This is a genomic window from Mesorhizobium sp. WSM3860, from assembly GCF_002294995.1.
In the GTDB taxonomy this organism is placed as follows: Bacteria; Pseudomonadota; Alphaproteobacteria; order Rhizobiales; family Rhizobiaceae; genus Mesorhizobium.
The window spans coordinates 127819-154035 of record NZ_NSGF01000011.1 but is presented as its reverse complement, the minus strand read 5'-3'; the positions used below and the strand labels follow the sequence as shown (position 1 = coordinate 154035).

The 26217-nt window shown below is 64.3% G+C and carries 27 protein-coding genes; 4 read left to right on the top strand and 23 right to left on the bottom strand.

Going from position 1 to position 26217, the window contains the following annotated elements:
• Positions 1-18: 18 nt before the first annotated feature.
• From CK220_RS18870 to CK220_RS18825, 10 genes are all read right to left on the bottom strand, one after another.
• Positions 19-1113, bottom strand: a complete 1095-nt coding sequence (locus tag CK220_RS18870) for a fatty acid desaturase family protein (protein ID WP_095813019.1) — start codon at positions 1111-1113, stop codon at positions 19-21.
• A 5-nt stretch (positions 1114-1118) separates the two neighbouring features.
• The gene (locus CK220_RS18865; RefSeq protein WP_095812966.1) at positions 1119-2033 is read right to left on the bottom strand and encodes a sugar phosphate isomerase/epimerase; all 915 of its coding nucleotides are present in this window, start codon (positions 2031-2033) and stop codon (positions 1119-1121) included.
• A gap of 26 nt (positions 2034-2059) precedes the next feature.
• Positions 2060-3172, bottom strand: a complete 1113-nt coding sequence (locus CK220_RS18860) for a Gfo/Idh/MocA family oxidoreductase (protein ID WP_095812965.1) — start codon at positions 3170-3172, stop codon at positions 2060-2062.
• Between the two features lie 94 nt (positions 3173-3266).
• A complete protein-coding gene (locus tag CK220_RS18855) occupies positions 3267-4331 on the bottom strand; it encodes an ABC transporter ATP-binding protein (RefSeq protein WP_095812964.1) in 1065 nt (354 codons plus the stop codon).
• Positions 4331-5119 carry an ABC transporter permease gene (locus tag CK220_RS18850; protein ID WP_095812963.1) on the bottom strand — a complete coding sequence of 263 codons (789 nt, stop codon included), beginning with the start codon at positions 5117-5119 and terminating at the stop codon, positions 4331-4333. Before CK220_RS18850 ends, CK220_RS18855 begins: the two co-directional genes overlap by 1 nt.
• Positions 5119-5988 (bottom strand): ABC transporter permease, encoded by an 870-nt coding sequence (locus tag CK220_RS18845; protein ID WP_095812962.1) that lies wholly within the window; start codon positions 5986-5988, stop codon positions 5119-5121. The genes CK220_RS18850 and CK220_RS18845 overlap by 1 nt, the downstream gene beginning before the upstream one ends.
• Positions 5989-6015: 27 nt before the next feature.
• Complete coding sequence (locus CK220_RS18840; protein ID WP_095812961.1) at positions 6016-7080, bottom strand: ABC transporter substrate-binding protein; 1065 nt, start codon at positions 7078-7080, stop codon at positions 6016-6018.
• Positions 7081-7119: 39 nt separating this feature from the next.
• On the bottom strand, positions 7120-8094 hold the full coding sequence (locus CK220_RS18835; RefSeq protein WP_095812960.1) for a PfkB family carbohydrate kinase: 975 nt from the start codon (positions 8092-8094) through the stop codon (positions 7120-7122).
• Positions 8091-9122, bottom strand: a complete 1032-nt coding sequence (locus CK220_RS18830) for an ADP-ribosylglycohydrolase family protein (RefSeq protein ID WP_095812959.1) — start codon at positions 9120-9122, stop codon at positions 8091-8093. Before CK220_RS18830 ends, CK220_RS18835 begins: the two co-directional genes overlap by 4 nt.
• Before the next feature lie 2 nt (positions 9123-9124).
• A complete protein-coding gene (locus tag CK220_RS18825) occupies positions 9125-9850 on the bottom strand; it encodes a GntR family transcriptional regulator (RefSeq protein WP_095812958.1) in 726 nt (241 codons plus the stop codon).
• A gap of 206 nt (positions 9851-10056) precedes the next feature.
• Between CK220_RS18825 and CK220_RS18820 the strand changes: the two genes are divergently transcribed.
• From CK220_RS18820 to pcaF, 3 genes are read left to right on the top strand one after another with little or no spacing between them, the layout of a single operon-like run.
• Positions 10057-10914, top strand: a complete 858-nt coding sequence (locus tag CK220_RS18820; protein ID WP_095812957.1) for a CoA transferase subunit A — start codon at positions 10057-10059, stop codon at positions 10912-10914.
• Positions 10911-11714 (top strand): CoA-transferase subunit beta, encoded by an 804-nt coding sequence (locus CK220_RS18815; RefSeq protein ID WP_095812956.1) that lies wholly within the window; start codon positions 10911-10913, stop codon positions 11712-11714. Before CK220_RS18820 ends, CK220_RS18815 begins: the two co-directional genes overlap by 4 nt.
• Positions 11711-12916 carry a 3-oxoadipyl-CoA thiolase gene (gene pcaF / locus CK220_RS18810; protein ID WP_095812955.1) on the top strand — a complete coding sequence of 402 codons (1206 nt, stop codon included), beginning with the start codon at positions 11711-11713 and terminating at the stop codon, positions 12914-12916. The genes CK220_RS18815 and pcaF overlap by 4 nt, the downstream gene beginning before the upstream one ends.
• A gap of 13 nt (positions 12917-12929) precedes the next feature.
• Here the strand turns inward: pcaF and pobA are convergent, their stop codons facing one another.
• The 9 genes from pobA to CK220_RS18765 form a co-directional block, all read right to left on the bottom strand.
• Positions 12930-14102 (bottom strand): 4-hydroxybenzoate 3-monooxygenase, encoded by a 1173-nt coding sequence (pobA, locus tag CK220_RS18805; RefSeq protein ID WP_095812954.1) that lies wholly within the window; start codon positions 14100-14102, stop codon positions 12930-12932.
• A gap of 59 nt (positions 14103-14161) precedes the next feature.
• Positions 14162-15214: a 3-carboxy-cis,cis-muconate cycloisomerase gene (locus tag CK220_RS18800; protein ID WP_095812953.1), complete on the bottom strand. Its 1053-nt coding sequence runs from the start codon at positions 15212-15214 to the stop codon at positions 14162-14164.
• 12 nt (positions 15215-15226) lie between these two features.
• The gene (gene pcaG, locus CK220_RS18795) at positions 15227-15841 is read right to left on the bottom strand and encodes a protocatechuate 3,4-dioxygenase subunit alpha (RefSeq protein WP_095812952.1); all 615 of its coding nucleotides are present in this window, start codon (positions 15839-15841) and stop codon (positions 15227-15229) included.
• On the bottom strand, positions 15841-16593 hold the full coding sequence (gene pcaH, locus CK220_RS18790; protein ID WP_095812951.1) for a protocatechuate 3,4-dioxygenase subunit beta: 753 nt from the start codon (positions 16591-16593) through the stop codon (positions 15841-15843). Before pcaH ends, pcaG begins: the two co-directional genes overlap by 1 nt.
• Positions 16586-16987, bottom strand: a complete 402-nt coding sequence (gene pcaC / locus CK220_RS18785; RefSeq protein ID WP_095812950.1) for a 4-carboxymuconolactone decarboxylase — start codon at positions 16985-16987, stop codon at positions 16586-16588. Before pcaC ends, pcaH begins: the two co-directional genes overlap by 8 nt.
• Complete coding sequence (gene pcaD / locus CK220_RS18780; protein WP_095813018.1) at positions 16980-17792, bottom strand: 3-oxoadipate enol-lactonase; 813 nt, start codon at positions 17790-17792, stop codon at positions 16980-16982. Before pcaD ends, pcaC begins: the two co-directional genes overlap by 8 nt.
• A gap of 90 nt (positions 17793-17882) precedes the next feature.
• Positions 17883-18794, bottom strand: coding sequence for a PfkB family carbohydrate kinase (locus tag CK220_RS18775; RefSeq protein ID WP_095812949.1), 912 nt, complete (start codon positions 18792-18794; stop codon positions 17883-17885).
• A gap of 13 nt (positions 18795-18807) precedes the next feature.
• The gene (locus CK220_RS18770; protein ID WP_095812948.1) at positions 18808-19677 is read right to left on the bottom strand and encodes a MurR/RpiR family transcriptional regulator; all 870 of its coding nucleotides are present in this window, start codon (positions 19675-19677) and stop codon (positions 18808-18810) included.
• Positions 19674-20663 (bottom strand): TIM barrel protein, encoded by a 990-nt coding sequence (locus CK220_RS18765; RefSeq protein ID WP_095812947.1) that lies wholly within the window; start codon positions 20661-20663, stop codon positions 19674-19676. Before CK220_RS18765 ends, CK220_RS18770 begins: the two co-directional genes overlap by 4 nt.
• A gap of 146 nt (positions 20664-20809) precedes the next feature.
• Here CK220_RS18765 and CK220_RS18760 point away from each other — a divergent pair, with 146 nt between their 5' ends.
• Positions 20810-22468 carry a sulfatase-like hydrolase/transferase gene (locus tag CK220_RS18760; protein ID WP_095812946.1) on the top strand — a complete coding sequence of 553 codons (1659 nt, stop codon included), beginning with the start codon at positions 20810-20812 and terminating at the stop codon, positions 22466-22468.
• 7 nt (positions 22469-22475) lie between these two features.
• Here the strand turns inward: CK220_RS18760 and CK220_RS18755 are convergent, their stop codons facing one another.
• The 4 genes from CK220_RS18755 to CK220_RS18740 all read right to left on the bottom strand — a co-directional run bounded on the left by CK220_RS18755 (position 22476) and on the right by CK220_RS18740 (position 26178).
• Entirely contained in the window at positions 22476-23330 is an 855-nt protein-coding gene (locus tag CK220_RS18755; RefSeq protein WP_095812945.1) for a sugar phosphate isomerase/epimerase family protein, read from the bottom strand.
• Between the two features lie 2 nt (positions 23331-23332).
• Positions 23333-24109, bottom strand: a complete 777-nt coding sequence (locus CK220_RS18750; protein ID WP_066992195.1) for an ATP-binding cassette domain-containing protein — start codon at positions 24107-24109, stop codon at positions 23333-23335.
• Positions 24106-25098 (bottom strand): ABC transporter permease, encoded by a 993-nt coding sequence (locus CK220_RS18745; RefSeq protein ID WP_095812944.1) that lies wholly within the window; start codon positions 25096-25098, stop codon positions 24106-24108. The genes CK220_RS18750 and CK220_RS18745 overlap by 4 nt, the downstream gene beginning before the upstream one ends.
• A gap of 138 nt (positions 25099-25236) precedes the next feature.
• Complete coding sequence (locus CK220_RS18740) at positions 25237-26178, bottom strand: substrate-binding domain-containing protein (protein ID WP_210201433.1); 942 nt, start codon at positions 26176-26178, stop codon at positions 25237-25239.
• Between the last annotated feature and the right edge of the window lie 39 nt (positions 26179-26217).

The window sequence follows — 26217 nt, the reverse complement described above, 5'->3', positions numbered from 1 at the left end:
AACTGCCGCGCACCGATCTTATTCGGCAGCCGCTGCCGTGATGTCGAGCTTGTGAAATTCGCCGCGATAAGGCTTGGCCGTCGGCGGCAATTCGCGTTTGAGGTAGTAGTCCTCATATTTCAGCTGCCTGAGCAGCACCGGCCAGACCTCTCGATAGGCGTGCCACATCGACGGGTTCGGCTCCGGCAAATCGTGCTTGACCAGTTCATGCAGTCTGGGCAGCGCATGGTAGGGCACCATCGGGAACATGTGGTGCTCCACATGGTAGTTCATGTTCCAGTAGATGAACCGGCTGATCGGGTTCATGTAGACGGTTCGCGTGTTGAGCCGATGGTCGGTGACGTTGTCGGCCAGCCCGATATGCTGCAGCAGGCCGGTCATCACCATGTGCCAGGTGCCATAGAGACGCGGCAGGCCGATCAGCACCAGCGGTATCCATGACCGAAGCGCGATCGCGACAGCGATCGTCGCGGCATAGACGACCATATGCCAGCGCGCCGCGATCACCGCTTTATGCTGCTCCATCTCCGGAATGTAGCTCTTCTCGTCGTCCGACAGCTTGCCGAAGGCCTGGCGCACCAGTGTCGGCAACGAATAGCGGAAGTCGAGAATGCCCGTGAAGGCGAGCGCGGCCTTGATGAGGTCCGGGGGCCGCATCACGGCGATCTCGGCATCGCGGCCGACGATGATGGTGTCGGTGTGGTGACGGGCATGGCTCCAGCGCCACTGCACCGGATTGCGCATCAGCATGAACGAGGCGATGTGATAGACGACATCATTCATCCAGCGCGTGCGAAATGCGGTGCCGTGCCCGCATTCGTGCCAGCGCGAGTCGCTCGACGAGCCATAGAGCACGCCATAGACTAACATGAATGGCACGACCCACCACGTGCCCCAGAACCAGATAATGCCGGCGGCCGATGCCAGGATCGCCGCGATCCAGATGATGGTATCGCGGATCGCCGGCCCGTCGGAGCGCTGCATCAATTCCTTCATCACCTTGCGCGGCACATCGGTGTGATACCACTCGGCCGAGGCAAGCCCGGTCTCGACCGCAAGCCGCGTGCTTTCGCCGACAAGGCTGTAGTCGCGCTTCGTCCCGGTGGTCGTCATCGTCACTAAAGCCCGTTGGCGCGGAATTTCCCGTCGAGGAATTTCTTGGCGCGCGGCACGTCCTCCTCGTCGAGATGCTCGATGATCACCGGGATGTTCGGGTGCTTTTCGCTGAGACGCTTGAGATAGAGATCGTAATTCAGCGCGCCGAGACCCGGCGCCGGCAGTTCGATCTCGCCGACGCCGCGGAAGGTCAGCCCCTCATGCGCATCCGCGTCGCCGATATCGGCATGCTTCTCCGTCTTGTCGCCGCCCGAACGCTTCACGTCCTTGGCATGCGCGATTTTGATCTTGTCCGTCAGCGTGTCGAACACCTGGTTCAGCACCTGATCCATGCGGTCGATGTTGTGCGCCTCGAAATAGTTTGTCGGGTCCATCAACAGGCCGAGGCCGGGATGGTCGACCTGAGCGAACATCCTGACCGTCTCCTCGACCGAGCCGACAACGTTGTTGACATAGGTTTCGAGCAGGAACACCGCGCCGTGGTCATAGGCAGTCTGGGCAAGATCCGAGATCACCTTGCGGCACTCCTCAAAACCCTCCTCGGTCTTGTTCTTCGGATGATGCACCCAGTCGGATTCGGTGTTGTAGGTGCCGGTTTCCGAGATCACGTAAGGCGAGCCGAAATCGCGCGCGTTCCGGATGATCTCTTTCAGATAGGCAAGCCGCCGCTCGCGCTCGGCCCTGTCCGGGTGGATGATGTTCGTATAGCCGGAAACGCAGCAGACCGGCAGGTTGTGGTCGCGGAACGTATTGCGCACCCGCCTCGCCTTGTCCCTGGTGATCTGTCCGGCCGAGAGGTCGATATCCTTGAAATGCAGGTCGAGCTGCACGGTGTTGAAATCGAGCGCCCGGATGCGCCTGGCGACCTCCTCGAGCTCATACGGGAAGTAGCCTGTGAAGATACCTGCCTGCATCATCAGGTGAAGTCCTCCCGATAAGCGATTCAATTGCCCTGTTTCTTAGCCGCCTGGTCGACAGGAATTTCGGACAGCCTAACGGTGCGGCCCTCCGCCATCGACCGGTAACCGGCCTCCACCAGCGCCATGGTGTTGACGTTGTCGGCAACCGAAAGCGCCGGCGGCGTGCCGGTCTTCAGCGCATATTGCAGCTGCTCCATGACGCCGATGAAGGCATGCGGAAACCACATCGTCTCCCAGCTCGGGCTGACCCATCTGCCGCCGGTCGTCTCTGTCGAGGCGTAGGTCAGCGTCGAGGCGACGCCCTTCGGCCAACCGATCGTGCCCTTGGCGACGCCCTTGGTGCCATCGACGCGCCAGTCGATGTGCTCGTCGTCGGAATAGCCCTCCTGGCGCGGGCCGGACCAGACGTCCTCCAGCGACACCGCAAGCACGCCGGAGGGAAAGCGCAGCGTCGAGACGGTGATGCCGTCGGAATGTTCGAACTTGGTGCGCGGATCCTTGCGCGTCAGCGTCGTGATTTCGTCAGGGTCGCCGAACAGGAAGCGCAGCACGTCGAGGTGGTGCACACTCATATTGGCGAGCGTCAGCCGGTCATATTCGGCGAGGAAGGTCTGCCAGTGCGGAATGGCATGCATGTCGATCTCGGCGAAGACGATCTCGCCCAGCGCGCCGCTGTCGATGATCTGCTTCAAGACGCGCATCGACTGGTCGTAACGCATGTTCTGGTTCACCGACAGGATCTTGCCGGAGGCCGCCGCCTCGTCGCGCAGCTTCACCGCTTCCTCGACCGAGAGCGCCAGCGGCTTCTGCGCCAGGATCGCCTTGATATGCGGCTGCTTCAGTGCACGGCGGATCAGCGCGGGCTGCTGGTCCGGCGGGAAGGCAAGGTCGACGATCTCGACGCGGCTATCTTCGATCAGCCGCTCCGGCGTATCGCAGACGGTCGCAATGCCCCAGCGGCCGGCGACCTTTTCGGCACTCGCCCTGGTTCGCGAGGCGATCGCCACCACCGGAAAGCCGGCTTGCGCGTAGGCGGCGAGATGGCACTCGGCCATGATCATGCCGGCGCCGATGCAGCCGATCCGGTAGTCCTTGACCCGGACTTTCACGTCCGGCTCGAAATCCATGCTCGCCATCCATTCCTCCCGTCGAGGATTGGATATAACGCCAGGATCAGGCGGTCAGCCAAGGGCCGCGCCATCATTTCCCATCAGGGACCGGGAACCCGGCTTACGCGGCGATCAGCACCGTGCTCTCCGGCGACCATCGCAGTATGACTTCCTGGCCTTCGGCCAGCCGCTCGGCGCCGGTGTTCTGGACAATGACCTTCAGCGTCTGTCCATCGCGGTCGACGAAATAGGTGCTGTTGTTGCCGGCGAAGATGCGTTTTGAAACCTGACCCCTGAGCGTGTTGGCATATCCCGCTTCGGACGTTCCAGCGCCGGTCGAGATCTGGATGCGCTCCGGGCGCACGGCGCAACTCGCCTTGGCGCCGGCCGCCAGCGAAGGCCCGGAACCGGCGGCAATCGTCGTGCCATCCGGTAGCCGGATGCCGTTGCCGGTCGCATCGCCGCGAAAGATGTTGGCGTCGCCCAGGAAGGTCGCGGCGAACTCGCTTTGCGGCTTGTCGTAGATCTCTTCCGGCGGCCCCTCCTGCACCAGTCGGCCGTCGCGCAGGATGCCGATGCGGTCGCTCATCGTCAGCGCCTCTTCCTGGTCGTGCGTGACGAAGATGGTGGTGATGCCGATCTCGCGCTGGATGCGCTTCAGTTCGATCTGCATGTCGACGCGCAGCGCCTTGTCGAGCGCGCCGAGCGGCTCGTCGAGCAAGAGCACGCGCGGTTTGGTGACGATGGCGCGCGCAAGCGCCACGCGCTGGCGCTGGCCGCCGGAAAGCTGGTGCGGCCGGCGGCCGCCGAGCTTGCCGAGTTGCACAAGATCGAGCGCCCGCTGCACTTCCGTTGCGATCGTGCCCTTCGGCTCGCCGCGCACCGAAAGGCCGAACGCGACATTGTCGGCAACACTCATGTTCGGAAACAGCGCATAGTTCTGGAACACCATGCCGATACGTCGCTTCTCGACCGGCACGCGCTCGACGCTTTCGCCGCCGATGGCGATGCGGCCGGTATCGGGAAAGTCGAAGCCGGCGATCTGCCTGAGCAGCGTGGTCTTGCCGCTGCCCGAAGGCCCGAGCAGCGCGTAGAAGCCGCCGTCCGGAAAATCGATCGAGACATCGTCCAGCGCCTTGTGCGCACCAAAGCTGCGGGAGACGTTCGCTACCTGAACACCGGCCATTATTTCTCTCCGCCGAACTTGAAGAAGCGTGCCGTGAGCAGCATCAATGCCATCGACACCACGATGATGATTGTCGACACCGCGTTGATCTCGGGCGTGAAGCCTTTGCGGATCGCGGCATAGATCTCGACCGGCAACGTCGTCTGGCCGGGGGTCGACAAGAAATACGAGACCACGAACTGGTCGAAGGAGACGGCGAAGGCGAACAGTCCGCCGGCGATCACCCCAGGCATAATCCAGGGCAAAGTTACGCGCACGGTTACCTGCCACTGATTGGCGCCGAGCGAACGCGCCGCTTCTTCCAGCTCCGGCGCGAAGGTCTGCAGGCGGGCGGACACGACGACGATGACGTAGGGCAGCGCCAACGCGACATGGCCGAGCAGGATCGCAATGAGCCCGCGGCCGATGCCGATGCCGAAGAAGAAGATCAGCATCGCGGTGCCGGTGATCAGCCAGGGAATGGCGATCGGCGGAAAGAGCAGCGCCTGCAGGAGTTTCTTGCCGCGGAAGTCGTAGCGATAGAGCGCCAGCGACGCCATCGAACCAAGCACCGTTGAAAGGATCGTCGTGATGATCGCGATCTCGATGCTGTTCCAGGTCGCCGCAATCAGCTGGTCGTTTTGCCAGAGCGAAGCATACCAGTCCGTCGTCCACTCGAACGGCAGCTGGTAAAAAGGCGAGGCGTTGAACGACATCAGCCCCATGATGATGATCGGCAGATAGAGGAAGCCGAGCAACAGGAAGATATAGAAGCGCCCGACCCACTCCAGAATGCGCGTCGTCGCCATCAGCCGGCCCTCCGCAAGACCGGTGCCGCGAGCCCCAGGATGACCAGCACGACGGCAAGCAGGATGAAGGAGAGCGCCGCGCCCAGCGGCCAGTTGAAGACGGCGACGAACTGGTCCTCGATGACAGTGCCGTAGAAGGTGCCGGTGCGGCCGCCGAGGATGCGCGGCTCCATGAAGGAGCCGACGACCGGAACGAAGATCAGCGCCGCGCCCGCGATCAGGCCGGGCATCGACAGCGGGATGATCACCCGCTTGAGCACCTGCAGGCGAGAGGCACCGAGCGAACGTCCGGCCTCGATCAGCGAATCGTCGATCGCCTGCAGCGTCAGGTAACAGGTCAGCACCATATAGGGCACGTAGGAGTGCACCAGGCCGATGATGACGGCCGGGTAGGAATACATGAGATCGATGTTGATCTTGGACGGCAACACGGCATTGAGCGTAGTGTCGAGAATGCCGCCCTCACGCAGCACCATGGCCCAGGAGAAGATGCGCACCAGCCCGTTCGACCAGAAAGGCAGGATGACCAGCAGGAAGATCGCCTCGCGGCTGCGGCCTTTAAGAACCTTCGCCAGCACGTAAGCCGCCGGATACCCGATGACGACACACCAAAGCGTGACCTCGAGGCCGAGCCGCAGCGAGGCGAACAGCAGTTTTGAATAAAGGCTTTGCGAGAAGAAGGCCGCGTAGTTGCCGAGCGTGAAGGCCCATTCCTTCCCGGCTAGCGGAAGGTCGGTCATGAAGGAGAAGAACACCATGGCCGACAGCGGCAGGAAGATCGCCACCGTCAGCCACAGATAGGCGGGGAGGAGAAGCGGCAGGGCTGGTCGCAGTGCGCGGCGCGAACCGGTCGCGAGCTGCTCGGCCATGATGCCTCTCCTCCGGTAAGACGCCAACTATTTCACGTTGACCTTCAGCTCCTGCCACAGCGCCAGGTATTTCTCGCGCTGCTCGTCCGTGACCGGCGCCTGGAACTGGATGCGCTTGGCGACCTCGGGGCTGCCCATGACCTTGCGGTTGAAGGCGTCCTCGGGCAGCGCCTCGACCGCCTTGGTGTTGGCCGAAACCGGCGCGCCGACCTTGGTGACCCATTCGACATAGAATTTCGGGTCGATCATGTAGTTGATGAAGGCTTCGGCGCCGGCGACGTTCTTGGAACCAGCCGGGATGGAGAAGGCGTCAAGCCAGGCGACGGCGCCTTCCTGCGGGATGACCAGCGAGACCGGCAGCTTGAAATGCGTCTTGGCGCGGTCGGCGGAGCCGCTCCAATAGGTGCCGATATCGATCTGGTTGGAGGCGACCATCTGGTTCCAGTCGTTCTCCGAGCTCCAGAAGGTCTTGATCTGCGGCATCAGCGAGGTGAGCTTCGCCTTGACCGCTTCCATATCCTTGATATCGTTGATGTTCTGCCCCGATGCGATCGCGCCGAACTGCACCGCCTCGACGGCGTCGTCGCGGATGATGACGCGGCCCTTATGTGCCGGGTCCCACATTTCGGCGATGCTCGTCGGCGGCTTGTCGAACGACTTCTCGTTGATGGCTAGCGCGGTCAGGCCCCACACCCACGGCACGCCATAGACCTTGCCGTCGTGGTTCAGCATGGGCGAGCCGGCCTTGTCCTTGGCGATATCGGCATAGTTGGAGAGCTTCGACGTATCGATCGGCTGGATCAGCTTGCCGGCCATCGCCTGGTCGTTGAAGGCGGCGTTGATCATGACGACGTCGTAGAGGCCCGGGTTGGTCCTGAGCTTGGTCAGCATCTCCTGTTCGGAGTTGAAGAAGTCGTTGACGACCTTGAAGCCGGTCGCCTTCTCGAAGTTGGCGACCGCCCATGGCTCGTCGGCGCCGTAGCCCTTCCAGTTGAGCACATGCACTTCTTCGGCGGCCTGGGCAGCCAGCGTGAATGCGGAAACCAAGACGGCGGTCGCCGTCAGAAAAGCGGTCAGTCTGGGCATGCGCATGTTTCTTTCCTCTCATTGTTTGCCCGGTTGATGGGCTTGTTAAGTTGCAGTCGCGTCCTCCCAGTCATGCGCGATCGCTCCTTGATCGCGATGGCTGAGGAATTCCTGGATCTCGCTGTCGGTCGGCGCGGACGAGCCGCCATGACGCGTGACGGAAACGGCCGCCGCCGCGTTCGCATAGCGGGCCGCTTCGCAAGGCGGCAGGCCGCGCGACAATGCGCTGACGAATGCGCCGATATGCGTGTCGCCTGCTCCATTGGTGTCGACGGCGCTGACCGCGAAGCCGGGGATCGCGCGCGTGCCGCCTTCTGCCAGCCGCACCAGGCAGCCATGCGCGCCGGCGCGGATCACCACGCCCGCGGCTTTTGGGCAGTGTTCGGCCAGAAGCCGGATCGCGACGGTCTGCGCATCGCCACGGCCGGCTATTTCGGCGGCCTCATCTTCGTTGCAGCTCAGCCAGGCGGTGCGCGCAAGCGCCCTGTCCAGGATCGGGCGCGGAATCTCCGCGATCACTGGCGTCGGATCGAAGACGACGGGAATTTCCGCCGGCAGCGCCTCGATCCAGTCGGCGAGCGCTTCGCGGCTACCAGGGTAGCTCAACGTATAGCCGGAGGTGAAAACCCAATCCCCTGGCACGACTTGGACGGGCGCCATCATGTCCGGTGTGAGCACGCTCTCTGCGCCCGGCCAGGAGACGAAGGTGCGCTCCGCATCGCTGCTGATCATGGCCACACAATTGCCGCTGTCCTTCAAGGGCGACGGCGGCGTCAGCGTCTCGATGCCTTCAGCGGCCAAAGCCGCGCGCAGGAAGTCGCCGTCTGCCCCGGTGCCGAGCTGTCCGCCGAACACCACCTTCATGCCGGTGCGGCGCGCCGCGACCATCATGTTGAAGCCGCCGCCGGCGACTCGCGAATAGCTCGTCGCGGTCTTTTCGGTGCCCGGCGCAGGCAGGGCGTCGATGCGGTAGACGAAATCGACCACCGCGCTGCCGACATGGACGAGCCGCCCGCTCATGCGGCGTCCTCCTTGCCGCCACCGGCCTTTGCCATCCGCGCCGCCACAAGATCATTGGCCAGCGTCTCGACCTCCGCGAGATCGATGCCCTTCAGTCCCGCGACATGATCCTGCGGCAAGCCAGACAGGCCCGAACAGGCGCCCGCCATTCCGGCGGCGATGGCGCCTATGGTGTCGGTGTCGCCACCGAGATTGGCGCTGATCACTGCCGCTCGCCACGCATCCCCGTTGGCAACCTCCAGCACGGCGAATGCTGCAGGAACTGACTCCTGGCTGGCGACGCCGGTGCCGATCAGATCGACGATCAACCGGATCGCCTCTTTGTCGCCTTTGCCGTGGACGAGTTCCTGGGCCCAGAGGATGCGCTGGGCGATGTCGCCGCCGGTGACCCAGTGACCGAGCGCGGCACCAAGCTTTGCCGCCGCGACGGCATGGCCGGAAGCGGCGCGCCAGTCGCCACCCGAAATGCCGAGACTGACCGCGGCAGCAACTGCGGCAGCGGAGGCAATCGCAATCGACGTATTGTGCGTAGCCCGGCAGGTTTCCGCGACTTTCTCAACCAGCGCATCGAGCGGTTCCGGGCGGATCATGATGCCGACCGGCGCAATCCGCATCGCGGCGCCATTGGTGTCGCCGCTCCGTCCCGCTTCTTCCGCCGGCACGCCGTCATTGATGGCGTCGATGGCCCGCTTGGTCGAGGGTCCGAGCAGGTCGTAACTGCCACGCGCCTTGACGTCGCGCTCCCAGTCGAGCAGCGCGTTGACCCACCGCGCATGATCGAAGCGATTGCCGGAGCTGACCAGGATGCGGCCGAGCAGCAGCGCCTGTTCGGTATCGTCGGTGATCGTGCCGGCCGGCAGCCCTTTCGATACCGGATGGTCGCCGGCGGGCGCGACGAAACCCTCGACATGGCCGTAGAGCTCGGCGATGCGGGCGGGCGACAGAAGCTGTGTCGGCATGCCCAGCGCATCGCCAAGCGCGCCGCCGATGAGTGCGCCCATCGCCCGGTCGATCGCGTCGGCCGCCATGCTCAGAACTCCAGATGCAGCGCGAAATGCGCCGGGTTGAGCAGGCTGGTGACGAATTCGATGGCGCGGCCGTCGGCGGCGCGAGTCAGCCGTCGCGTCCTGAGGAACGGCGTGCCCGGCGCGCAATCGAGGATGGCCGCATCAGCGGCGCTGAGCATCTCGATGTCCACCCACTCTTCGCCATGGTCGGACACCAGCCCTGCCCCGCGCAGCGTCTGGTGCAACGAGCCTTCGCGAAGCCCGCGCAGCGGCACGTCTTCCAGCTCGGGCGACAGCGGCAGGCGGCTGCGTTCGATCGAGATCGCATGGCCGTCATCGGCATTGGTACGGACGCGATCGACGGCGATGAAAGACGAGCTCTCGACAGCGAGTTTTGCCGCGAGCTCGGCGTCCTCGATGATCTCGAGCCTGAGCGTCCGGGTTTCGGCATTGGCGCCGGCATTGGCGAGCGCGCGCGACCAGCCGATCGCGTCATCGACCGGCATGCCGTCGAAAGTCACGAAGGAACCGATGCCGACCTTGGTGGTGATCAGCCCGCGGCTTGAAAGCTCTTCCAGCCCCTTGCGGACTGTGTTGCGGCTGACCGAGAAGCGCTGGACGAGCTCGTTCTCGCTCTGCAGGCGGTCCCCGAAGCCGAGCACGCCGGAGCGGATCTCCTGCTCCAGAACCGTCGCGATCTGCTCGGGCTTGCCCGTACCGGGAGTGAGTTGCGTCGCGCGACGGGCCATATCGATACCTGTTCAATGAACCTGTATAATCCTGTTCATTAGCGTATCTGAGATGAAGCGTCAACGGCGAGGTCCGGTACGTCCCGGCGGATGGTTTGGCGTGCTTGCGCTGAACCTCATTGCCTGCAGGCATCCTCATAGTGACGCGAGAGGGGCGCTCTCATATGCTCGCGATATGAACCTTCTGATCTCCGGAGCAATCGACGATGGTCAAGTTCCTGCCGCTGAAAAAGGCGGTCGCGGAAAACCTGCATGACGGCGACACGGTGGCTTTCGAGGGCTTTACTCATCTGATCCCGACTGCCGCCGCGCATGAGGCGATCCGCCAGAGCATTCGCGAACTGACGCTGATCCGCATGACGCCCGACCTGATCTACGACCAGATGATCGGCATGGGCATGGCCAAGAAGATCGTCTTCTCCTATCTGGGCAATCCCGGCGTCGGCCTGCTCAGGCGCGTTCGCGACGCCATCGAGAACGGCTTTCCGCGGCCGATCGAGGTCGAGGAGCACAGCCACGCCGGCATGGCCAACGCCTATGAGGCGGGTGCCGCCGGCCTGCCCTGCGCGGTGTTCCGCGGCTATCGCGGCGCCGGCCTTGCCACGGTCAATCCGAACATCAAATCCGTCAGCTGTCCGTTCACCGGCGAGGTGCTGGCCGCCGTTCCGGCGATTCGGCCCGACGTCACCTTCATCCACGCGCAGAAGGCCGACCGCAAAGGCAATGTGCTGGTCGAAGGCATCATCGGCATCCAGAAGGAGGCCGTGCTCGCCGCCAAACGTGCCGTGGTGACGGTCGAGGAAGTAGTCGACAATTTCAACGACCTGCATCCCAACCTCACCGTGCTGCCGAACTGGACGATCGCGGCGATCTCGGTCGTTCCGGGCGGCTCGCATCCCTCCTACACGCATGGCTATTACGACCGCGACAACTCCGCCTATCTCGAATGGGACGAGATCGCCGCCGACCGCGACCGCTTTCAGGCATGGATGCAGAAGAACGTCATCGAGAGCAGCGCGGACGACTTCGCAGCTCGCGTCGAGCATCTGAGGAAAGCGGCATGAGCGAGAACGATTTGGGCTTCACCCCCAGCGAGATGATGACGATTGCCGCCAGCCGTGCGCTGAAGAACGACGATGTCTGCTTTGTCGGCATCGGCGCGCCGTCGGCCGCCTGCAATGTCGCGCGGCTGACGCATGCGCCGGATATCACGTTGATCTACGAGAGCGGCACGATCGGCACCGCGCCTGACGTTTTGCCGCTGTCGATTGGCGACGGCGAATTGTGCGAGACGGCGGTCACCACCGTCGCAGTGCCGGAGATGTTCCGCTACTGGCTGCAGGGCGGGCGCATCACCATCGGCTTTCTCGGCGCCGCCCAGCTCGACAAATTCGGCAACATCAACACGACAATCATCGGCGACTATGCCCATCCCAAGACGCGGCTGCCCGGCGGCGGCGGCGCGCCGGAGATCGCCACCTCCTCGCGAGAGGTCTACATCACCATGGCGCAGTCGAAGCGCGGCATGGTCGAAAAGATCGACTTCTTCACCTCCTTCGGCCATGGCGAGGGTGGCGACCACCGCAAGCGGCTCGGTATCGACACCGCCGGTCCGACTTTGCTGATCACCGACCTCGCCGTCTGGAAGCCGGACCCTGTCACCAAGGAATTCACCGTGGTGTCCCTGCATCCCGGCGTCACGCGCGAAAAGGTGCAGGCGACCTGTGGCTGGGAAGCAATATTTGCCGAGGCGCTTGACGAGACGCCGGCGCCGACGGAACTCGAGCTGAAGACATTGCGCGATTTGCAGGCGCGCACCAAAACCGCGCATGCGAGCGCCGCCAAAGGGAAAGCTGCACAATGACTGATGCCTTCATCTGCGACTACATCCGGACGCCGATCGGCCGTTTTGGCGGCGCGCTGTCCTCGGTGCGAGCCGATGATCTCGCCGCCATTCCGCTGAAGGCGTTGGTCGGGCGCAACTTGGGCGTCGACTGGGCCGCGGTCGACGACGTCGTCTATGGCTGCGCCAACCAGGCCGGCGAGGACAACCGCAACGTCGCCCGCATGGCGCTGCTGCTGGCCGGCCTTCCCCAGGACATTCCGGGCTCGACGGTCAATCGGCTGTGCGGCTCGGGCATGGATGCCGTCACCATCGCCGCCCGAGCCGTCAAGGCCGGCGAGGCCGAGTTGATGATTGCCGGCGGGGTGGAATCGATGAGCCGCGCGCCCTTCGTCATGCCGAAGGCCGACACCGCCTTTTCGCGCAATGCCGAGATCCACGACACCACCATCGGCTGGCGCTTCATCAATCCGCTGATGAAGAAGCAGTACGGCGTCGACTCCATGCCGGAGACCGGCGAGAACGTCGCCGAGGAGTTTTCCGTCAGCAGAGCCGACCAGGACGCCTTTGCGGTGCGCAGCCAGGATAAGGCCGTAACCGCGCAGGCCAATGGCCGATTGGCGAAGGAGATCACGCCGGTGACGATCCCGCAGAAAAAGGGCGATGCCATCGTCGTCTCGAAGGACGAGCATCCACGCGCCGGCACGACCCTCGAGGCGCTGGCCAAGCTGCCGACGCCGTTCCGCCAAGGCGGCACGGTGACCGCCGGCAATGCCTCCGGCGTCAATGACGGCGCGGCCGCCCTCATCATCGCATCCGAGGCAGCCGCGAAGAAGCATGGGCTGACTCCGATCGCCCGTATCCTCGGCGGCGCCGTCGCCGGTGTGGCGCCGCGCATCATGGGCATCGGCCCGGCGCCGGCCACCAAGAAGCTTTGCGCCCGCCTCGGCCTGAAGGCTGACCAGTTCGAGGCCATCGAATTGAACGAAGCCTTCGCCTCCCAGGGCATTGCCGTGCTCCGCCAACTCGGAGTTTCCGAGAAGGCGGAGCATGTGAATCCCAATGGCGGCGCGATCGCGCTTGGTCATCCGCTCGGCATGTCCGGCGCGCGCATCACCGGCACGGCGGCGCTGGAGCTGCGCGAACGCCGCGGCCGGCTGGCGCTCGCCACCATGTGTATCGGCGTCGGCCAGGGCATTGCGATTGCGCTGGAACGGGTCTGACGGCTCGGCCCGATCAGTAAGGCAGGCCGACGTAGTTCTCCGCCAGCGCGGTCGACGCGGCTTTGGAGTGTACGAGATAATCGAGCTCGGCTTCCTGGATGCGCTGGCCGAACTCACCCGTCTCGGGGAAGCGGTGCAGGATCGTCGTCATCCACCAGGAGAAGCGCACTGCTTTCCAGACTCGCGCCAGCGCCTTGGCTGAATAGGCGTCGAGCCCGGCCTCCGATTTCTCCCGATAGAATTCCCGAAGCCCGGCAAAGAGATAGCGCACGTCGCTGGCAGCGAGGTTGAGGCCCTTGGCACCGGTCGGCGGCACGATATGGGCGGCGTCGCCGACCAGGAACAGCCGGCTGAAGCGCATCGGCTCGGCAACAAAGGAGCGCAGCGGCGCGATCGACTTCTCGAAAGACGGCCCGGTGGTGACGGCAGCCGCCGTCTGCGGCGGCAGACGCCGGCGCAACTCGTCCCAGAAGCGGTCGTCGGGCCATGTCTCGATGCGCTCATCGGCGGGAACCTGCACATAATAGCGGCTGCGCTGCGGCGAGCGCATCGAGCAGAGTGCAAAACCTCGCTCGTGATTTGCGTAGATCAGCTCGTGATCGGCCGGCGGCACCTCCGCCAGCACGCCCAGCCAGCCGAACGGATATTGCCGCTCGAACCTCTTCAGCGCTGCTTCGGGCACCGAGCGGCGGCTGACGCCGTGATAGCCGTCGCAGCCGACAATGAAGTCGCAGTCGATGCGATGCGTGACGCCGTCCTTGTCGTAGATGACGAACGGTGCTGCGCCGTCGAAATCATTCAGCGCGACATTTGCCGCCTCGTAGACGGTGGTGAGTCCGGCACCCGCACGCTTGTCCATCAAATCATGCGTCACCTCGGTCTGACCATAGACGGTGACATGTTTGCCGCCTGTCAGGCCGGTGAGATGAATGCGGTGCAGCCGCCCGTCGAAGGCGAGCGAGAGGCCCGAATGCGGCAGGCCCTCGACCTGCAGCCTGTCCGCGGCGCCTGCCTCGCCGAGCAAGTCGACGGTGCCCTGCTCCAGCACGCCGGCGCGCACGCGGCCAAGCACGTGCTCGCGGCTCGATCGCTCTAGGATAATCGTCTCGACCCTGATGGTGGCCAGCAACTGGCCGAGCAGCAGGCCGGACGGTCCCGACCCGATGATGGCGACTTGCGTGCGCATTAGATCCCTTCACACATGTCGGTCTCCCAAAACCGCTGCGCACTTTTGGGCGACATGCGCTAGTGTCCAAGGCTTTCGATCTGGCCGGCAAGCTCGGCCGCGAGCCTGAGCGCGGCCGCAGTCGCCACCGCCATCTGCGGCAGGATGAGCCACTCCAGCGTCCAGGCAGCACCTGAGCGGTCCTGCTCATGCACCAGTGCCTGGTGCATGCCGGAAATCTGGATGGCATTGAAGCGCGCAAGCGCCACCAGCGCCTCCGCCTTTACCGGGTTCTGCTTGTGCGGCATGGCCGATGAGCCGCCGCCGCCCGACAGTTTGATGTCGGTTCCCGCCTGCGCCATCAGCGCGACATCCTGGCCGAACTTGCCGAGGCTGCCGGTGACGAGCGACAGCCAGCCGGCGAATTCGGCGAGCGCATCCCGCTGGCTATGCCATTGCGGCGCGTCGCCAAGGCCGAGCCTGGTGGCTAGTGCCGCGCGCACGGCCGCGCCCTTGTTGCCGAGCTTGTCGAGCGTGCCGGCCGCGCCGCCGAACTGCACCACCAGCAGCCGGCCGGATTGATCCTTCAGACGCTGCTGGTGACGTTCGAGCGGTGCGCGCCACGACGCGATCCGATCCGAGACTTTGATCGGGATCGCCGGCTGCATGCGCGTCATTGCCACCAGTGTCGTGCCCCCGAACTCCTGTTCGAGGTTGGCAAGACGCACGATGTTTTCGCTGAGCAGCAGGCTGATGTGGTCGATGGCTTGGCGCAGGCGCAGCACCAGCGAGGTGTCGATGACGTCCTGGCTGGTGGCGCCGAAATGAACGAATTCGCCGTTCGGTTCATCGACCGCAGCCCTGATCTGGCGCACCAGTTCCGGCACCACGACGCCGTCCTCGGCGACGCAGGCGCGTAGCTTTGCCGTGTCCGGCCGGAAGGCGGCAAGCGACTTGACGATCGCCGTCCCGGCTTCGCGCGGAATCACGCCGCATTCCGCCTGCGCTTCGGTGAGCGCCCGCTCGAAACTGAGCATCGAGTCGACATCTGCTTCCACTGAAAAATGCCTCGCCGCCTCCTCGTCGCCGAGCAGGCCGGAAAGCAGCGGGTGATCGAAAGGCGAAACGGTCATGACTTGGCCCGGTCAGCTGTCGAAGAAAACCGTCTCCTTCTCGCCCTGGAGATGGACATCGAAGACGTAGGTGTCGCCATGGCGCTCGGCGATCAGCGTCGGCACCCGAACGCGATGCTCGATGCGCGCGAGGATCGGATCCTCGGCATTCGCTTTTTCTTCGTCCGAAAAATAGAGCCTGGTGTGCAGGCCGATATTGATGCCGCGCGCCACGATCCAAAGCGTGATGTGCGGCGCCATCAGCCGCCCATCGCGGAACGGCACCCGGCCGGGCTTGATCGTCCGGAACAGGCAGACGCCGGTTTCCATGTCGGTCGGCTGCCGGCCCCAGCCCAAAAAGTTCGGATCGGCCGTGCCGCGCAATTCAGCGGGCGAATTGTAGATCCCGGCGGCATCCGCCTGCCAGGTCTCGATCAACGCGTCCCTCAGCGGCGTGCCGGTGCCGTCGAGCACGCGAATCCGTAATTCGATGCGCTCGCCTTTGGTCAGCTCGTTGACCATCGTCGACCCAAGGTCATTGTCGTAGACGCCGCCGATGCCGCAGAAGTTCGGCGTCAGCCCAATATGCACATAGGGCCCGGCCGTCTGCGAAGGGCTCTCTTTCAAACGGTCGAGCGACTGCGCCATCAGTTGCCCTCCGGTCTGTTTTCGAACAGCGTCGAGCGCCGCCCGCGCAGCACGATGTCGAACTTGTAGGCAAGCGCGTCCATCGGGATCGTCGACTGCATGTCGAGCGGGGCGATCAACGCTTCCACAGCTCGCCTATCCGAAATGCCGCCGACGATCGGGCAGCGCCATATCAGCGGATCGCCTTCGAAATACATCTGCGTGATCAGCCGCTGCGCGAAGCCGTGGCCGAATACCGAGAAGTGGATGTGGGCCGGCCGCCAGTCATTCGGGCCGTTGGGCCACGGATAGGGTCCGGGCCTGACGGTGCGAAAGGCATAGCCGCCGTCCTCGCCGGTAATAGCGCGGCCGCAGCCGCCAAAGTTGGGATCGAGGGGAGCGAGATACCCATCCTTCTTGTGGCGGTAACGCCCGCCGGCATTGGCCTGCCAGAATTCGAGCAGCACGCCGGGCACGCCCCTGCCGCGCTCGTCGAGGACACGCCCCTGGACGATGATGCGCTCGCCGATGGCGCTCTCGCCGGACCTGGCGAAATTGTGGATCAAGTCGTTGTCGAGTTCTCCGAGCATGGCATGGCCGAACACCGGGCCCGAGAGTTCCGACAGCGTGTTGGCGAAGGCGACCAACGCCTTTTGTGGCGAGCGCAGCACCGAGCTCTTGTAACCCGGCGTGAAGGCCGGTGGATGCCACTGGCGATCGCGCTGGAAGAAGGCGCCGGTCTCCGGCGTCCTGTTGGAGCCGGGCTCAGGCATGGACCTCGTCCATCTGCGCGAACACCTCCTTGGCGATCCTGAAGGCGCGGTTTGCGGCCGGCACGCCGGCGTAAATCGCGACATGCAGGAAGGCCTCGCAGATGTCCTCGCGCGAGGCCCCCGTATTGGCGGTGGCGCGCACGTGCATGGCGACCTCCTCGTCATGGCCGAGTGCTGCAAGCAGCGCCAGCGTCACGATCGAGCGCTCGCGTTTCGTCAGGCCGGGACGCGACCACACTGTTCCCCAGGCGGCCTCGGTGATCAGCTGCTGGAACGGCCGGTCGAAATCGGTCGCCGCAGCTTCGGCGCGGTCGACATGCGGATCGCCGAGCACGGAACGGCGCACTTCGAGCCCGGTCCGGTATCGGTTGATATTGTTTGCGTCATCATCCATGGAGACGCTTTCCCTCAGGCAACGACGCGACGAAGGCGCGGATCAGGGCGACGAGCGCGCCGGGCTGCTCGATGCAGGGAATGTGCCCGGCGCCGCGGATCACCTCGAAACGCGCGCCGGGGATTAGGTCGGCAAGCGAGCGCACGAGATCGGGCGGCGTCGAGCCGTCCTGGTCGCCGACGATGCAGAGCGTCGGTACAATGATGCGGCGCGCGGTTTCGGTGAAATCCGCGTCGCGAACCGCGATGCACGTGCCGATATAGCCGGGCAAAGCCTGTCTGGTCAGCATGTTGCGGCAGCCGGCAAGCTCGGCTGCGCGGTTGGCATGAAAATCCGGCGTGAACCACACCTTCATGATGCCATCGGCAATCGCCTCGATGCCGTCACGCTCGACCGTCGCGATGCGGCTGTTCCAGCTCTCGGCGGTGCCTATTCTGTGCGCGGTGTCGCAGAGGATCAGCGCTTCGACGAGTTCGGGTCGCCGTGCGTAGAGCCCCTGCGCGACCATGCCCCCGACCGACAGGCCAAAGAGCACAACCTTCTGGAAACCGAAGCAGTCGATGAGCGCGCTCAGATCATCGACATGGTCGTCGATCGAGCGCACGCCGCTGCCGATATCGGAAAGCCCGTGGCCGCGCTTGTCATAGACGAGCATCGGCATCTCACCGGCAAGCCGTGCGACGATATCGTCCCAAATCCGCAAATCGGTGCCGAGCGAATTGATGAAGATGATCGGGCGCGGCGTGCCGGGCGCCTCGATAAGGCGATGGTGCAGCGTAACGCCGCCGATACTGACGAATGGCACGATCTCGATCCTCCAAACCAACATTGCACCAGTTGTCTGGATCGGTAAACCGAAGGCTACTCTGGACGGTGCACGCCGCCTTGGATCTTTTCACCGTCTAAAGGCCGGCGTTTGGCGATCCGCCTCCGGCGTCGAGACCAGCAGGGCGGCGGCGGCATTCGCGGCAGCGATGGCAGTCTCGGTGAGCTCGCCGCGAGCAAGCGCAGCCGCAAAGGCACCGACGAATTCGTCACCGGCGCCATGGGTGCTGACCACCTTCACCGGAATGGCAGCGAGCGCAAAGGCGCGGCCGTCGCGATCGTGATAGGCGACGCCATCGCCGCCGGCGGTGACGATTGCCGCCGGATAAACGATTGCCAGTTGCCGCGCTGCCTCAGCCGCGCCTTCAAGCGTGTCGACGACCGGCATGCCGGCCAGGAATTCCGCCTCTATGGCGTTGGTGATCACGATGTCGACGAGCCCGGTGAGTTCGGCGGGCAGCGGCCGGGCCGGCGCTGCGTTGAGCACGACGCAGCAGCCGGCAACCTTCGCCGCGCGCGCGGCAGCGATGTTGGCGATTTCCGGCACTTCGTTCTGCAGCAACAGCACCTCAGCCTGCGCGAGCAGACCGGCGGCCCCCGCGGCATCCTTTTCGCCGAGTGTCAGATTGCTGCCGGAAACGATTACCGCGCCGTAGTCGCCATCGTCGTCGAAAATGGCCACGCTCATGCCTGATCCGATCCCCGGTTCTACTCGCACGAAGCGGTGATCGACATTGCTGCGGCTGAGATTGGCGAGCAGCGCGCGGCCGAAATCGTCATCGCCGACGGCACCGATCATCGCCGACCTCGCCCCCGCGCGCGCCGCCGAGACCGCCTGATTGCCGCCCTTCCCGCCGCATTTCGGCTGCCAGCCGAAACCGGTCACCGTCTCGCCCTTGCGCGGGCGATCCGGTGCGTCGACCAGGATGTCGTAATGCAGGCTGCCGAACACGGCCACCAGCCCCGCTGAAGCAACGCTCATCCGCGACGATCTTTCATCTGTTCCTGTCTCGGCGTTTCGACGTCACCGCCGACATGGTGCGGCCCAGATTGTGCTCCGCCGCCTGGTAGTCGCGCAGCGCCACCGCGACGAACAGCGCATCCAGGATGTTGAGCTGGGCGATACGGGCGGCCGCATTCTCGCCCATCAGAGGCGACCCGCGCGCGGTCGAGCAGAGCACGACATCCGCCTCGGCTGCCAGCGGCGAGTTGGCGTAGTTGGTTATGGCAAGCGTGCGGGCGCCGTTCTTCCTGGCAAGTTGAACGGCATCGATCACCGCGCTGCTGTTGCCGGAATGGGAAAAGCCGACGGCAATGTCTTCGGCGCCGAGGAGCGCGGCCGACATAAGCATCATGTGGGAATCGTCGTAAACCGCCGCGCGGATGCCGATACGCAGGAACTTGTGCGAAACGTCCCGGGCGATCTGAGCCGAGCCGCCGACGCCGTAGAAGTCGCGATTTCTGGATCGATAGATGAGGTCGGCGGCCCGGTCGAAATCGCCGATGTCAAGGATCGCCAGCGTTTCCTCCACCGCCTGTATGGAAGTGCGGAAGACCTTTTGCACGATCTCGGCCGAACTGTCGTCGGCGGACAGTTCCCGGTGCATCTCGGCGGTCGGCAAGCGGCTGTATTCGCAGACTGCCGTCCGGAAGTCGCGATACCCGGAGAAGCCCAGCTTCTTGGCGATCTTCACCACCATCGCCTCGGAGACGCCGGCCTCTTCAGCGATCTCCTTCAAAGGGATCGTCTCGTCGAAACCGCGGCGGCCAAACACGGTTTCCACCACCTTTGCCTCCAGCGGTGTGAGATGCGGCATCATCATGCGGATGCGCGGCCCAACAGCCCGGAGGTCCACGGACGTCATCCTGCAGCTCCGAGCAGGATTTCCTGGACGACAGCCTGCGCGGCAACAGCGTCCTGCCCGTCGAGGGCAGCCGCCAGCTGATTGTCGCGCTCCAGCCGCTCGACGACCCGCAACATGCGCTTGACGGTGGCGATGTTGACGTTGCATTCGCGCACCGGGTCGAGACCGGTCATGTCCGGAAAGGTGTCGAAATAGATGGCACCGGCGTAGCCGTCCCTGCGGATCTGGCGCAGCAGCTCGATGGTCTGCAGCGTGTGCACGGCGCCGACCATCAGGCCGTCGTCGCGCTTGGCGTAGCCATCGTTGAGATGAACGCCGAGCAACCTGCTGTGACGGGCGACCAGAGCGGCGGCAAAGGCCGGTTGCTCGTCGGCATAAAGCACATGCGCGAAGTCGAGGGTAACGCCGAGATTGGCCAGGCCGGCCTCGCGGATCGCCAGCAACGTGGTCGCGGCATCCGGCATCAGCGAATAAGAGCGCGGCTCGTTTGGCTTATATTCCAGACTGATGGCGCAATCGGGGTCATGCGCCGAAACTTCACGAATACCGTCGATTTCGTGTTGCCAAAGTGTCGCGTAGTCAGCCTGGAAAGCATAGTCGAAACCATCCTGCCCCAGCCACAGTGTCATGAGACCGGCGCCGGCTTCTCGCGCCGCATCGATGCCAGCCTTGGTAAGGTCGATGGCTTCACGCCGCACTACCGGATCGGGATTGGTGAAGGCGCCAAGCTTGAAGGCGGGATTGGAATAGTAGCGCATGGCAAAGCCATTGATGGAAAGCCCAAGATCGCCAAGCCTCCGTGCGATTTCCCTGGGCTTTTCACCGATATGGTCGGGAAAGTTGAGGTCGAGATCAGTGAGCCCCTCGACCTTGGCCGCCCGCGCCGCCATCTGCAGCACCGAGGGCTTCCCGGTAAGTCCGGCCCACTCGGCCTCAGGCCGCGAGGCGAAGGAATTGAGACGGGTGGCAAAACGATGGGGCGTCATTTGGGATTCCTTTGGTTGCCTGAGACTTCACACAGCAAAATGATTTTGTAAAGTTCCCTGGTGAGCTGTACCGGCTGCTTGCCCTGGTTGGCATGCGCTGATTGTTCTGGCATTACCGCGTTCGAGAACCATTCCGACGGGCAGCAATGACCTCGAAACGCAACGTCCTTTTCATCATGTGCGACCAGCTGCGGTTCGACTATCTGAGCTGCGCCGGGCACAAGAGCCTGAAGACGCCGAACATCGACCGGCTCGCCAGCCGCGGCGTGCGTTTCACCAATGCCTATGTGCAATCGACGGTCTGCGGCCCCTCGCGCATGAGCGCCTATACCGGCCGCTACGTCCGCTCGCACGGCTCGACGCATAACGGCGTGCCGCTCAGGGTCGGCGAGCCGACGCTCGGCGACCATCTGCGCGAGGTCGGCGTGCGTTGCGCGCTCATCGGCAAGACGCATATGAAGGCCGACGAGGAAGGCATGGAGCGCCTCGGCATTGCCAGGGACTCTCTTATCGGCGTGCGCGTCGCCGAATGCGGCTTCGAGCCGTTCGAACGCGATGACGGCCTGCATCCCTCGACCAGCTACGACCCCGATCCGGCCTACGACACCTATCTGCGCCAGCACGGCTTCGACGCCGAAAATCCTTGGGAGTATTGGGCGAATTCCGGCGGAGGCGAGAATGGCGAGAATTTCAGCGGCTGGCTCCTCGTCCATGCCGACAAGGCGGCGCGCATTCCCGAGGAGCATTCCGAGACGCCTTACATGACGCGCCGCGCCATGCGCTTCATCGAGGACGCCGAGGCCAACGGCGAAGCCTGGTGCGCGCATCTCTCCTATATCAAGCCGCACTGGCCCTATATCGTGCCGTCGCCTTACCACGCCATGTACGGCAAGGCGGAGATCCAGCCGCCCGTTCGCAGCGAAGCCGAGCGCGTCTCGCCAAACCCGATCTTCGAGGCCTTCCAGCAGGAGCGGTATTCGAAGAACTTCTCGCGCGATCAGGTCCGCGAGACGGTCGTTCCCTGCTACATGGGCCTGATCAAGCAGATCGACGACCAGCTCGGTCATTTGTTCGACTTTATGGAGAAGCGCGGCCTGTTCGACAACACGCTTATCGTCTTCACCTCGGACCATGGCGACTATCTCGGCGACCATTGGCTCGGCGAGAAATACCTGTTCCACGACGTCGCGGTGAAGGTGCCGATGATCGTCTACGATCCGCGCCCGGAAGCCGACGTCACAAGAGGAACCACGTCGGACGCGCTGGTCGAGATGATCGATCTCGCGCCCACCTTCCTCGACTTTTTCGGCGGCCGGCCCAAGCCGCATGTCCTCGAAGGCCGCTCGCTGCTGTCGCTCACTTCCGGTGAGCGGAAGAGCCTGCGCAACTATGCCGTCAGCGAATATGACTACAGCGGCGATGCGGCGCGGCTGAAGCTCGCCATGCCGGTGTCGGGCTGCAAGCTCTACATGATCACCGACGGCCGCTTCAAACTCGTCCATGGCGAAGGTGTCGAGCCGATGTTCTTCGATCTCCAGAACGACCCGGGCGAATTGCGCGACCTCGGCCGTGAGCCGTCGGCCGCCGGCGACATCGAGCGGCTGCGCAAAATGCTGATGCGCTGGCTGGCGCTGCCCAACAACCGCATCACCGTCCCCGACGAGTGGCTGACGGAGATCGATGATAAGGTCGGGCATTTCGACCCGATCAGCAGCTCCGGCGTGCTCATCGGCTACTGGGACGAGGCCGAGCTCGCCGAACAGCAGGAGGCGCGTCGCCGCTGGCTGACGCGCGGGGGCAAGTAGCTTTTCGTTACCCGAGTGTCAGCCCCGCCTTCTTCGCTTCGTCGCGCAGGAAGGGCAGCCCCACCTCGATGACGTCGCGCGGGTCTTCCGCCACCGGGCGCCATACCGCGAGCCCGCCGGCGATGTCGACGTCGACATGGTTCATGCTTTCGAGCGTGATCGGGCCCTCATAGCCGATGTCGGCGATCGCCTTCATGCAGGCTGCCCAGTTCAGCATGCCGCGCCCCGGCACGCCGCGATTGGCCTCCGACACATGCACATAGCCGAGGAAGGGCGCCGCCGCCTCGAAGCCGGCCGCGAAGCTCTCTTCCTCGATGTGCATGTGGTAGGTGTCGAGATGGATGAAGATGTTGTCGGCGCCGATGCGCTCGATGATGCGCGCCGCGTCGATGCCGCGGTTGATCAGATGCGTCTCGTAGCGGTTGCAGGGTTCGATGCCGAGCCTCAGGCTGCGTGCCTTCGCCGACTTTGCCGCCCGTTCGAGGAAGCGGCACATGCCGTCGATCTCCCGCTGCGTCGGCGCCCGGCCCGTGGTCTTGCCGATCGTGCCATAGGTGACGCCGCCGAGCGCCTCGGCGCCCACCTCGTTGCAGACGTTGAAGGCCGGCTGCAGGAAGTCGAGCGCCTCTTCCGGCCGCTCCACCACGTCGAGCGCGCGCGGCAAGCCGAGCGACGGAATGAGCTGCACGCCATAATGGTTCGCAAAACCGCGCGTGCGCTTGGTGTCGATCTCCTCCGGCCTAAGCAGAGGAATCTCCATCAGGCCGATGCCGAGCTCCTTCAGCCGGTCGATCTGCGGCTCGATGCGGGCCAGATCCCAGACCGGGGCGATGGCGAAAGTATGCAGTCCGAAAACATTCATAATCAGCCTCGTTGCTCGTGCGCCGCCGCTGCGGCCGTGTCGCCGCCGCCGACGATGCGGCTGACGACTTCGTTCATGTTCGTTTTGGCGGTAACGAGATCGGCATCCGCCCTGCCGTGGCGCAGCACGACGATGCGGTCGGTGACCGACAGCACGTCGTTCAGCCGGTGCGAGATCAGGATGACGGCGATGCCTTCAGACTTCAGCCGCCGGATGAGATCGAGCACGCTCTGCACCTCGCGCACAGCGAGCGCCGCCGTCGGCTCGTCCATGATGACGAGCTTCGGGTTGAAGGTGAGCGCCCGCGCAATGGCCACCGTCTGCTGCTGGCCGCCGGAGAAGGAGCCGACGGAACGACTGATGGACGGCAGGTGCGCCCCGAGGCGCTCGATCATCCGCGCCGCCTGCCGATCCATCTCGGTCTTGTCGACAAAGCCGGGAAAGAGGCCGAGCAGTCTTTTCGTCGGCTCGCGGCCGAGAAAGATGTTGGAGGCCACGTCCTGCTGCTTGGCCAAGGACAGATCCTGGTAGATCATCTCGATGCCGAGGCGGCGCCGCTGGCCGGGATCGAGGGCGAGGATGTCCTTGCCGTCGAATTCGATCGAGCCTGTGTCGGCGCGGTAGATACCGGTGATGGTCTTCATCAGCGTCGACTTGCCGGCGCCGTTGTCGCCGACCAGCCCGACCACCTCGCCGGCCGCGACCGACAGGTCGACGCCATGCAGCACGTCGACCGCCCCGAAGCTTTTGCGGATCTTATGGAGCGAAAGCAGGGTCATACGCGCGACTTCTTCCGCACCTGATACTGGTCGATGAAGACCGCGAGGATCAGCACCGCGCCGATCGCCATCTGCTGGTAGTAGGATTGCACGGCAAGCAGCGTCAGCCCGTTCTGCAGCACGCCCATGATCAGCGCGCCGATCATGGTACCGAGGATCGAGGCGCGGCCGCCGAACAGGTTGGTGCCGCCGATGATCGCCGCGGTGATCGCGGTGAGCTCGTAGTTGATGCCGGCGGTGGGGTCGCCGGCATTGACGCGGGCGGTGAACAAGAGACCGGCAAGCCCGGCAAGCGCGCCGGAGAGCGTGTAGATGATGCGGCGATGCTGCTCGACGCGGATGCCGGCAGCGCGCGCCGCACCCTCGCTGTCGCCGAGCGCCAGCGTGTGGCGGCCGAAGCGCGTATAGGCAAGCACCGTATGCGCGACGATCGCCGTGAGGACGAAGATGATGACCGGCATCGGAATGCCGAGCGGCCTCCCTTGCCCGATATAGACGATCTCCGGCGGCAGGCCGTAGATCGCCCTGCCCTGCGAGATGACGAGCGCCAGTCCGCGCGCCAGGCCCAGCATGCCGAGCGTCACGATGAAGGCCGGCACGAAGGCGCGGGTGACCAGTTGGCCGTTGATGTAGCCGGCGATACTTCCGGCCAGAATGCAGGCGATCACCGCGAACACCGACGGCCAGCCGAGATTGACGGCGACGAAGGCTCCCGCCACGCCGGCAAGGCCCATGACCGATCCCAGCGACAGATCGAGCCCGCCGGAACCGATGACGAAGGTCGCGGCGATCGCCAGCACGCCGATCGTCGATGTCGCGAGCAGGATGTTGAGGAAATTGCTGAGCGACAGGAAGAAAGGCGACAAAAGCGCCATCGCCGCGCTCAGCAGCACAAGCACCAGCAGCGACTCCAGCCTGATGTGGAGCCGCTCGACGGATGCGCGCTGGACCCGAGCCCAAAACCCGGGCTGCGCCGTTTCGGAAGCCATGTTTTCACCCTTCTGGGTAGGGGAGTAGGGGAATAGCGGAATAGAGAAGTGAGCGGGAGAGAGCCGGGTCTGGGGACTGCAAACCTTCCTCCTCCTACTCCCCTACTGACCTACTCCCCTGTTCCCTTCCCTTCCTTCCTACTTCACATATTGCAGCATCGGCTCCTTGCCGGCGTCGAGCACGTCCTTGGTCAGCACCAGGGTGGGCACCGCGATGCTTTCCTCGACCTTCTCGCCGGCCAGCGCCTTCTTGACGTTCTCGACCGCCTGCTTGCCGACGAGATAGGGAAGCTGCGCGACGGAAGCGTTGAGACGGCCTTCCTTGATCGACTTCACCGCATCGACATTGCCGTCGACCCCGATGATCGTCACCTGCTCGCCCTTGCCGGCGGCGAAGACCGATTCCACGGCGCCCAAGGCCATGCCGTCATTGGCGCAGAAGATAGCAACCAGATCGGGATGCGCCGTCAGCGTGTCGGTGGCGATCGAGGCCGCCTTGCCGCGATCCCAGTCGCCCGGCAGGGAGGCGACGACCTCAAGCCCCGGCGCCAGTTCCTTCAGCTTGTCGACGAATCCCTTGGCGCGCTTCTCGCCGGTGATGTTGCCGGAGAGACCCTCGATCACCAGCACCGGGCCCTTGGCGTCCTTGCCAAGCTTGGAGACGAGATATTCGGCCCCTTGCGCACCCGCGGCGACATTGTCGGAGCCGATATGGAAGGTTACCTTGACGCCTTCCTTGTCGAGAACCGCCTGATCGAGATTGTTGTCGAGATCGACGATCTTGATGCCGGCATCTTGCGCCGACTTCAGGCAGGGCAAGAGGTTGGTCGAGTTGATGGCCGCGGTGATCATTGCCACCGGCTTGCGCTCGAGCATCGTGTTGCAGAGGTTGAGCTGCGGCTCGGCCGCCTGGTCGCTTTCGGCCGCCTGCTGGAAGTATTTCACGCCGGCTTCCTTGGCGCCGTCGGCGACGCCCTGCGCCATCGCGCCCCAGAACGGATTGGCCAAGGTCTTCATCAGCACGCCATATTCGCCGTCCTCGGCCTTGGCGACGCCGACGGCTGAAAATGCCAGAGCCACGCCCAGCGCGAGAGTAAATCGATTTATCTTTGTACAAAG